Source organism: Sharpea porci, from assembly GCF_009695655.1.
In the GTDB taxonomy this organism is placed as follows: domain Bacteria; phylum Bacillota_I; class Bacilli_A; order Erysipelotrichales; family Coprobacillaceae; genus Sharpea; species Sharpea porci.
This window is the reverse complement of sequence record NZ_VUNM01000002.1, coordinates 234,194-242,906: the sequence shown is the minus strand read 5'-3', so window position 1 is coordinate 242,906 and position 8,713 is coordinate 234,194. Positions and strand designations below refer to the sequence as shown.

The 8,713-nt window shown below is 37.6% G+C and carries 8 protein-coding genes; all 8 read left to right on the top strand.

Translation table 11 applies throughout. The features are described 5' to 3' along the window. A partial coding sequence (locus tag FYJ79_RS02525; protein WP_154514391.1) for a transposase occupies positions 1–310 on the top strand: 310 nt, incomplete at its 5' end. 250 nt (positions 311–560) lie between these two features. Next, positions 561–2,525: a DNA topoisomerase IV subunit B gene (gene parE / locus FYJ79_RS02520; protein ID WP_154514390.1), complete on the top strand. Its 1,965-nt coding sequence runs from the start codon at positions 561–563 to the stop codon at positions 2,523–2,525. 10 nt (positions 2,526–2,535) lie between these two features. After that, positions 2,536–5,139 carry a DNA topoisomerase IV subunit A gene (gene parC / locus FYJ79_RS02515; protein ID WP_229771290.1) on the top strand — a complete coding sequence of 868 codons (2,604 nt, stop codon included), beginning with the start codon at positions 2,536–2,538 and terminating at the stop codon, positions 5,137–5,139. Between the two features lie 47 nt (positions 5,140–5,186). Then, positions 5,187–6,272, top strand: a complete 1,086-nt coding sequence (gene yqeH / locus FYJ79_RS02510) for a ribosome biogenesis GTPase YqeH (RefSeq protein ID WP_154514389.1) — start codon at positions 5,187–5,189, stop codon at positions 6,270–6,272. An 8-nt stretch (positions 6,273–6,280) separates the two neighbouring features. Further along, positions 6,281–6,568 (top strand): ribosome assembly RNA-binding protein YhbY, encoded by a 288-nt coding sequence (yhbY, locus tag FYJ79_RS02505; protein ID WP_154514388.1) that lies wholly within the window; start codon positions 6,281–6,283, stop codon positions 6,566–6,568. After that, positions 6,565–7,656 carry a nicotinate-nucleotide adenylyltransferase gene (locus FYJ79_RS02500; RefSeq protein ID WP_154514387.1) on the top strand — a complete coding sequence of 364 codons (1,092 nt, stop codon included), beginning with the start codon at positions 6,565–6,567 and terminating at the stop codon, positions 7,654–7,656. The genes yhbY and FYJ79_RS02500 overlap by 4 nt, the downstream gene beginning before the upstream one ends. Further along, positions 7,657–8,001 (top strand): ribosome silencing factor, encoded by a 345-nt coding sequence (gene rsfS / locus FYJ79_RS02495; protein WP_154514386.1) that lies wholly within the window; start codon positions 7,657–7,659, stop codon positions 7,999–8,001. Further along, complete coding sequence (locus FYJ79_RS02490) at positions 8,001–8,711, top strand: class I SAM-dependent DNA methyltransferase (RefSeq protein WP_154514385.1); 711 nt, start codon at positions 8,001–8,003, stop codon at positions 8,709–8,711. The genes rsfS and FYJ79_RS02490 overlap by 1 nt, the downstream gene beginning before the upstream one ends. Positions 8,712–8,713: the final 2 nt, after the last annotated feature.

Below are 8,713 nucleotides of genomic sequence, written 5' to 3'. Positions count from 1 at the left end.
AACTGGATTCAGGAATCCTGACCAGATACTGGCTTTCGCGGGGCTGGACTGTTCCCGAATACAGTCTGGGGAATCAGATAAAAACGGCCGTATGGTTAAGCATGGTTCTTCTGCACTTAGATGTGTACTGATGCGCTGCGCAGATTCCTTTGCGTTGCATAATCCTGTAGTATATGAATATAAGATGAAGAAAATGAACGAAGGGAAATTCTTTCGTGTGGCACTTTCCCATGTCGCGAAAAAACTGGTTAGAACGATATATACTCTTGAAAAAAATGACCTGGACTTTGATCAGAGCAAATTGAGATAAACTGTTTTTCGTCACTATAAATTTTTTTGAGGTTCCTTGAACCTCTTTTTGTGCTTCTAAGATAAATAAATCAAAATATACCCTTGACTACTGATAGTAAATCACCTCGGTTGTATTATACATGTATTCGCTAAAAATACAATGAAACGAGATGTAAAAAACAAGCATTCATGCATCAAATACAATTCTTATTGACTATCCAAAAAGAGAAGATTATGGTATAATAAGTCGGCTTTAAGGAGGTTATAGAATGCCAAAGAGTCATTATGATGAATCGGATATTCAAATATTAAAAGGTCTAGAAGCTGTTAGAAAGAGACCAGGGATGTATATCGGTTCTACGGATAACCGTGGATTACATCATTTGGTTTGGGAAATCGTCGATAACTCTATTGATGAAGCTCTTGCAGGATATGGCAAGAAGATAACAGTTACCATCCATAAAGATAATAGTATAACGGTAGAAGATGAGGGGAGAGGTATGCCTACAGGGATTAATGCCGAAACAGGTAGACCAACAACCGAAGTCATTCTAACAGTATTGCATGCAGGTGGAAAATTCTCCAGCGATGGCGGATATAAAACAAGTGGCGGCTTACATGGTGTTGGTTCTTCTGTTGTCAATGCCTTAAGTAGCTATCTTGATCTGACAGTTATGCGTGATGGAAAGATTTTTACTCAGCACTTCGAGAAAGGCGGTAGTGTAATTGGAAAGCTGAAGACTGTCGGCACTACGAAGAAAACAGGTACCATTATTCATTTCATGCCCGATCATGAAATCTTCTCCAATATTAATTTTCATTTCTCGACAATCTCTGAAAGACTTAGAGAAGATGCCTTTCTTTTAAAAGGTATTGAAATGGTTCTTCATGATGAACGCACTGATCGCCATGAAAGCTATCATTATGAAAATGGATTAGTGGAGTTTGTGAACTGGCTCAATTCAGGAAAAGATAAGCTAATTTCAAAGATTGTATCTTTTGATGATAATTCCAATGAAATAGAAGTCGAAGTTGCTTTGCAGTTTAATGAAGGTTATCAGGAAAATATTGTTTCCTTCGTCAATCTTGTCCGTACAAGTGATGGTGGTACCCATGAAATGGGCTTTAAAAGTGGTCTTACAAAAGTCTTTAATGACTATGCAAGAAAATATGATCTTCTGAAAAAGAAAGACAAGAATCTTGAAGGCAATGATGTCCGTGAAGGCTTAACGGCGATACTGTCCGTAAAGATTCCTGAAGAATATTTACAGTTTGAAGGACAGACCAAAAGCAAACTTGGTTCACCAATAGCGAAAAACATACTTGAAAAAGTCACTATTGAACAGCTAACTTATTATCTTGAAGAGAATAAAGAAGAAGCTGATGAACTTGTCAACAAGATGATTAAAGCAGCTGCAGCTAGAAATGCTGCCAGAAAAGCAAGAGAAGCCCTACGTAATGGTAAAGCAAAAAAAGAAAAAGCTATTCTTTCTGGTAAGCTTGCACCTGCCCAGAGCCGTAATAAAAACAAGAATGAGCTTTATCTTGTCGAAGGGGATTCTGCCGGTGGTAGTGCCAAGCAGGGCCGTGATCGTAAATTTCAGGCAATCCTGCCTCTTCGTGGTAAGGTTGTCAATACAGAGCGAGCAAGTCTAGCCGATGTCTTGAAAAATGAAGAAATTGGCACAATGATCAATACGATTAATGCTGGTTATGGAAGTGATTTCCACGTCGAAGATGCAGCCTATGATAAAATCATTATCATGACCGATGCCGATACTGATGGGGCTCATATTCAGATATTATTACTGACCTTCTTCTATCGCTATATGCGTGGTCTTATTCAGGCTGGTAAGGTCTATATCGCTATGCCACCACTCTACAAGATTTCTAAAAAGAATGGCAAGAAAGATAATATTGTCTATGCCTGGGATGAAAAGGAACTTGAAGTAGCAAAAAAGAAGATTGGCAAAGGTTATAATGTTCAACGATACAAAGGTCTTGGTGAAATGAATGCGGACCAGCTATGGGAAACAACAATGAATCCTGAGACGAGGACGCTCATTCAAGTCACGATTGAAGATGCAGCTTTAGTAGAACGTCGTGTGTCAGTCTTAATGGGCGATAAGGTTGAACCACGTCGTGAATGGATTGAAGATAATGTCCAGTTCTCAATGGAAGATGATTTTGATGCCTTTACCATGGATCAGAAAGAATTAGTAAGAAAGCATTAGGAGGAAAAGGATGGCTAAAGAAAAACAACTTGATACAAACATGTTAGTGATGTCTTTAGATGACATCATGGGCGACCGTTTTGGCCGCTATTCCAAATATATCATCCAGGACCGTGCTCTTCCTGATGTGCGTGATGGTTTGAAACCTGTTCAGCGTCGTATTCTCTATGCAATGTATAAAGAAGGCAATCTCCCTAATAAGCCTTATCGTAAATCTGCAAAAACTGTCGGTAATGTCATTGGTAATTATCATCCACATGGTGACACCTCGGTCTATGATGCGATGGTACGTCTCTCCCAGGAATGGAAGATGCGTATGCCACTTGTTGACATGCAAGGTAACAACGGTTCCATCGATAACGACCCCGCTGCCGCAATGCGTTATACTGAGGCACGCTTAGCTCCAATTGCCTTAGAACTATTGAAAGATATTGACAAAGATACAGTTGAGATGTCACTTAACTTCGATGATACGGAATATGAACCAACAGTCCTTCCAGCAAAATATCCAAATCTCCTCGTCAATGGAGCAACAGGAATTTCAGCTGGTTATGCAACAGATATTCCCCCTCACAATCTAGGTGAAGTCATTGATGCAACGATTTATAAGATTAAACATCCCAATGCTTCATTTGATGATCTTTATCAGTTTATTAAGGGGCCGGATTTTCCAACTGGAGCAATTGTTGAAGGAAAGAAAGAAATTCAGAAGGCTCTCAAGAATGGGCGAGGAAAAGTTATTGTTCGTTCACGCTGTACCATTGAAGAAGCGAAAAACATCAACCAGATTGTTGTGACTGAAATACCTTATGAAGTCAATAAGGCTGAACTTGTTAGAAAGATTGATGAAATTCGCTTCAATAAGACAATTGATGGAATTATTGAAGTACGTGATGAATCAGATCGTTCTGGCTTAAGAATTGTCATTGACTTAAAGAAAGATGTTGATGCCAACAACACTTTGAACTACTTCTATAAGAATACTGATCTCCAGAAGAATTATTCCTACAATATGGTTGCTATTAAAGATAAGCGTCCTGTTCAAATGGGAATCTGTGAGATTATTGATGGCTATATTAATCATGAAATTGACGTTGTGACAAGACGATCAAAATATGATCTTCATAAAGCGATTGACCGAGAACATATTGTGGCTGGCTTGATTAAAGCTGTCAGCATTCTTGATGATGTTGTCAGAGTGATTCGTGGTTCAAAGGATAAGAGTGATGCCAAGATGAACCTCATGACAACATTTGGCTTCTCACAAAATCAGGCTGAAGCCATTGTCATGTTGCAGCTCTATCGCCTGACAAATACAGATATTGTCGCTTTAGAGAATGAGCAAATGGCTTTAAATGAAACAATCAATGAACTTAATGCCATTCTTGATAGCGATAAGGTTCTCCGCAATGTAATCATCAGTGAGCTCAAAGTCATCAAAAAGAATTATCCTTCACCAAGACTGACTGAAATCAAGGATGAAATTGAAGATACTTCTGTTAACCAGCAAGCAATGATCATTCCCGAAGATTGCTATGTCTCTCTTACGCGTGATGGTTATATTAAGAAAATCAGTGAGCGTAGCTATAAAGCAAGTGAGAATACAGCTTTTGGCAAGAAGGACAATGATTATCTTGTTGCTTTAACGAAAGCCAATACACTTGATACGCTTTTAGCTTTTACGGATGCGGGTAATTATTGTTTTATTCCAGTTCATAAAATTGAAGACTTTAAGTGGAAAGATTTAGGCAAACATATCAGTTATCTTGTGAAGATGGGCAATGATGAAAAGATTATTTCAACATTACTTGTCAAAGATTTCCATACACCAATCTATGTTGTACTGGCGAGTGATAATGGTATGATTAAGCGTGTCTTATTGCAAGACTTTGAAGTATCTCGTTATACAAAGACTTATAAGGCCATCAATATCAAAGCACCACATAAGCTCGTTGGTGTTGCTTATACAAATGGCCAGGAGGGTCTTGTATTAGGTTCAAGGGCAGGTTATGCTACATTGTTTAGTGAAAGCGAAGTATCCATTCTTTCACCAAAGGCAAGTGGTGTAAAGGCAATGAATCTAAAAAATGATACATTGGCTTTCATGCAAGCCTTTGATCCAGCACATACTCAATCCTTGTATATTTTCACTAAGCCAGCCGGTCTTAAGCGTCTGCATATAAGCGATATTCCTGCTACTAAACGTGGCGCTAAGGGCATCATTATTGCGAAAAAGCCAAAGACAAAAGAGCAGGATGTCATTGCTGGATATGTTCTTGACAATGATGATCAGCTGACAATCTACAGTGAAAGCAATTCTATTAATCTTTCACCAACAGATTACAATTATGCCAATACTTCAAATCGCATGAGTACAATTAAGGGATTGGAAGAGGATATTAGCTTTATTTATAATCCTGAAGTAAAAGCAACAGATACCATTGACCTTAAAGAAGAAGGCGATGATCTCATTAATATGGAAGTCAAACAAGAACCTAATCTCTTTGATCTTCCTGAAGAAGAGCATGAAAAGAAGGTTGTCAAAAAAGCGAAAAAAGAACAGCACTTTGAACCTATTTCCTTAGAAGATCTTCTTGACGATGATGCTTTCTAATTGAAATTTGTGATTATATGAGTAAAAATAAGTAAAGAGGTGAAAGAATGGAAGAAAAAAGATGTTATGGTTGTGGCGCCGTTATTCAGTCGACAGATCCGAAGAAAATAGGCTACATCCCAGCAAGTTCCAATCAAGGTGAACATGTGCTTTGTCAGCGTTGCTTTAAGTTACAGCATTATCATCAACAATTTGATGCAAGTTTAAGTGCTGAAGACTTCTTAAAAATGATTTCTGTTATCGGAGAAAAGAATTGTCTCGTTGTCTATATTGTTGATATCTTTGACTATGATGGTTCTGCAATTCCTGGCTTGATGCGCCATATTGGTTACAATGATGTGCTCTTGTTAGCTAATAAACGTGATATCCTCCCAAAGAGTCTTAAAGACCATCATATTGAAATGTGGCTAAGAAGAAGACTTAAGGAAGAGGGTGTGAAGCCTCTTGATATTATATTGACAAGCTGTAAGAAAAATTATCATTTTGATGAAATTTATGATGCTATTGATTCCTATCGTCAAGGTCGCGATGTCTATGTCGTTGGGATGAGTAATGTAGGTAAATCAACATTCATCAATGGCTTATTAAAGCATTATGCGCAAAGCGATGGCTTTATTACAACAAGTGAATTCCCAGGTACAACCCTTGATCTCATTAAGATTCCCCTTGATGAAAAGAGTGCCATTTATGATACACCTGGCATTATCAATAAGCATCAGTATATACATATTGTTGATGCCGATACACTCAAACTGATCATGCCCCAGGGTGAAGTCAAGCCAATGACCTACCAGCTTAATGGTGATCAGACATTATTTATTGGCGGTCTCGCCCGCCTTGATTATTTAGGTGACACGAAGGCAAGCATTACAACGTTCTTCTCTAAACGCCTTAAAATTCATCGCACCAAAACAAGCAAAGCTTCTTCACTTTATAACAATCATAAAGAATTATCACCTTGTCTTGATCAAATCGCAACAATGCAGGATATGGTTATGCGAGAATACTTTTTGAAAGATGGTCAAGAAATTGTCATTAGCGGTTTAGGCTTTATTGCCGTTAAACCAGCCAATAAAGTAAGAGTATATGTACCAAAAGATATCGATGTATTCGTAAGAGATGCATTAATTTAGGAGAAAATATGTTAACAGGTAAACAAAAAAGATATTTACGAGCACAGGCTCATCAGTTAAAACCAATCTTCCAGATTGGCAAGGATGGCGTAAGTCATAAACAGGCCAACAGCATTAATGATGCTTTGAAAGCCAAGGAACTTATTAAAGTCAGATTATTACAAACATGCCCACAGACGGCTAATGAAGCTGCTTTAGAAATAGCAACTCAAACAAAAGCAGATGTCATTCAGATTGTTGGTCATGTCATCACATTATATAAACGCAGTGACAAAGTCCTCTATAAATTACCATGAAAATAGGTTTATTAGGCGGAAGCTTTGATCCCGTCCATCTAGGACATATCCAGATTGCCAAAGAAGCAATAGCAGCATTACAGCTTGATAGCTTTTGGTTTATTCCTACAAAGCATAATCCCTGGAAAGAAAATGTCACTGCTAGTAATACTGATCGCGTGAAGATGCTGCAACTAGCAATAGGCAATCAAGAAAAAATGCAAGTGAGTACAATTGAAATTGATCAGGATTCTAATGAAAAGAATTATACAATTGATACTCTACATACCCTTGTTGTACGTTATCCCAAAGATCAGTTTTATTTCTTAATGGGCATGGATCAAGCATGTGCTTTTGAAAAATGGAAATCTGCCAAAGATATTTCAAAGCTTGTACAACTTGTTGCCTTCAATAGAGGTGGTTATCCAGAAGATCATGAAAATCTCAAAAAGTATCATTTTCTTAAAATAGATAACCCACCCATCACTGCCAGTTCTTCTGAGATTAAGGAAGGAGCTATTCAGATGCTTGATCAAAACGTCCTTCATTATATCTCTTCTCATGGCCTCTATCTTGATGGCATGATTAGAAATCGCATGCATAAGAAACGTTATCAACATTCTTTATCTGTTGCGAAGCTCACTGCACAGTTTGCGAAAAATAATGGGCTTGATGAACAAAAAGGCTATATAGCAGGAGTTATGCATGATGTCGCAAAAGAAATGCCAATCGAAGAGGCCACAAAGCTGATGAAAGAGTATTATCCTGAATATCTTGAAAAGCCTAAGCCTATTTGGCATCAGTGGCTCTCAAGTTATGTATGTGAGAAGGAATTTCTTATTGGCGATCAGGAAATTCTCAAAGCTATTGAAGACCATACAACAGCATCTACAACGATTTCAAAGCTTGGTAAATGTTTATATTGTGCAGATAAGCTTGACCCTTTAAGAGGCTATGACTCATCTGCTGACATAGCTTTATGTAACAAGGATATCGATGCCGGCTTTAGAAAATCATTACAGAGCTTTTATGACTTTTCTAAGGCAAACCATCGTGAAATCGACCCCGTATTTTTTGAAATCTATCATAAGTTTATAGGAGAAAACTAAATGGAAAAATTAGAATGTATCGTTCGTGCAATGAATGACAAACTTGCGACAAATATTGTCGCTATTGATATGCGTGAAACAAGTCCTTTATTTGATTATTTTGTACTTTGTACTGGAAGTAACCAGCGTTTACTTAATGCCATCAAAGACAATGTCGAAGAGCAGTGTGAACTAAATGGCTATGAAGTTAAAGCTATTGAAGGCTTACGTGACAGTCAGTGGATTTTAATGGACTTAGGGGATATTGTTGTACATATCTTTGAAGGTGAAGCAAGAGACAATTATAACTTAGAGAAGCTTTGGGGCGATATGCCAAGAGTTGATATCAGCGAGTATTTAAAATAATGAGTTACGAGCATTTTAGTTATTACTATGATTCTTTAATGGATCCCGCATTCTACGAAGATTATGTCGCTTTTATCAACAAATATGCCACATATAAGTCAGTGCTTGAATTAGGCTGTGGTACAGGAGAAATCGCTATTCGTCTTGCGAAAGACGATAAAGATGTTATCGCTACCGACCTCTCTGATGATATGCTTTATGTTGCTAAAGAAAAAGCAATGGCGGAAAATGTAGATGTGATTTTTAAACGTGTGGATATGACTAACTTTGAAGGTTACCAACAAACGGATTTGGTTTTATGTTTGTGTGATTCCTTGAATTATGTTTTGGATGCAAGCGATGTAAAAGATGTCTTTGCGAATGTTTATCAAGCATTGAAGATGAATGGAACATTCATCTTTGATGTTGATAGTCTTTATAAATGTAATGTCATTCTCAATGACTATCATGAAGAATCCCATGATGAAGATTTTGATTTCTCCTGGGATGTCGAGAGTGATGGAGCTGGCTGTATCAAACATCATGTCGTTATTGTTGATCGCGAAAATGATGATTGTGTTGATGAAATACATATTCAGAAGACATGGCCAGTAGAAATATATGGTGAAATGCTTGAAGAAGCAGGATTTTCCTATACAGTCTTTAGTGATTTTGATGCATATAAAGAAGAGTGTGAACGTGTTATCTTTGTATGTAGGAAGGTGAGGTAATT

What these genes read in the sequence shown, in the direction of transcription:
- parE (WP_154514390.1), top strand. Translation starts at nt 561, where the DNA reads ATGCCAAAGAGTCATTATGATGAATCGGATATTCAAATATTAAAAGGT.
- parC (WP_229771290.1), top strand. Translation starts at nt 2,536, where the DNA reads ATGGCTAAAGAAAAACAACTTGATACAAACATGTTAGTGATGTCTTTA.
- yqeH (WP_154514389.1), top strand. Translation starts at nt 5,187, where the DNA reads ATGGAAGAAAAAAGATGTTATGGTTGTGGCGCCGTTATTCAGTCGACA.
- yhbY (WP_154514388.1), top strand. Translation starts at nt 6,281, where the DNA reads ATGTTAACAGGTAAACAAAAAAGATATTTACGAGCACAGGCTCATCAG.
- FYJ79_RS02500 (WP_154514387.1), top strand. Translation starts at nt 6,565, where the DNA reads ATGAAAATAGGTTTATTAGGCGGAAGCTTTGATCCCGTCCATCTAGGA.
- rsfS (WP_154514386.1), top strand. Translation starts at nt 7,657, where the DNA reads ATGGAAAAATTAGAATGTATCGTTCGTGCAATGAATGACAAACTTGCG.
- FYJ79_RS02490 (WP_154514385.1), top strand. Translation starts at nt 8,001, where the DNA reads ATGAGTTACGAGCATTTTAGTTATTACTATGATTCTTTAATGGATCCC.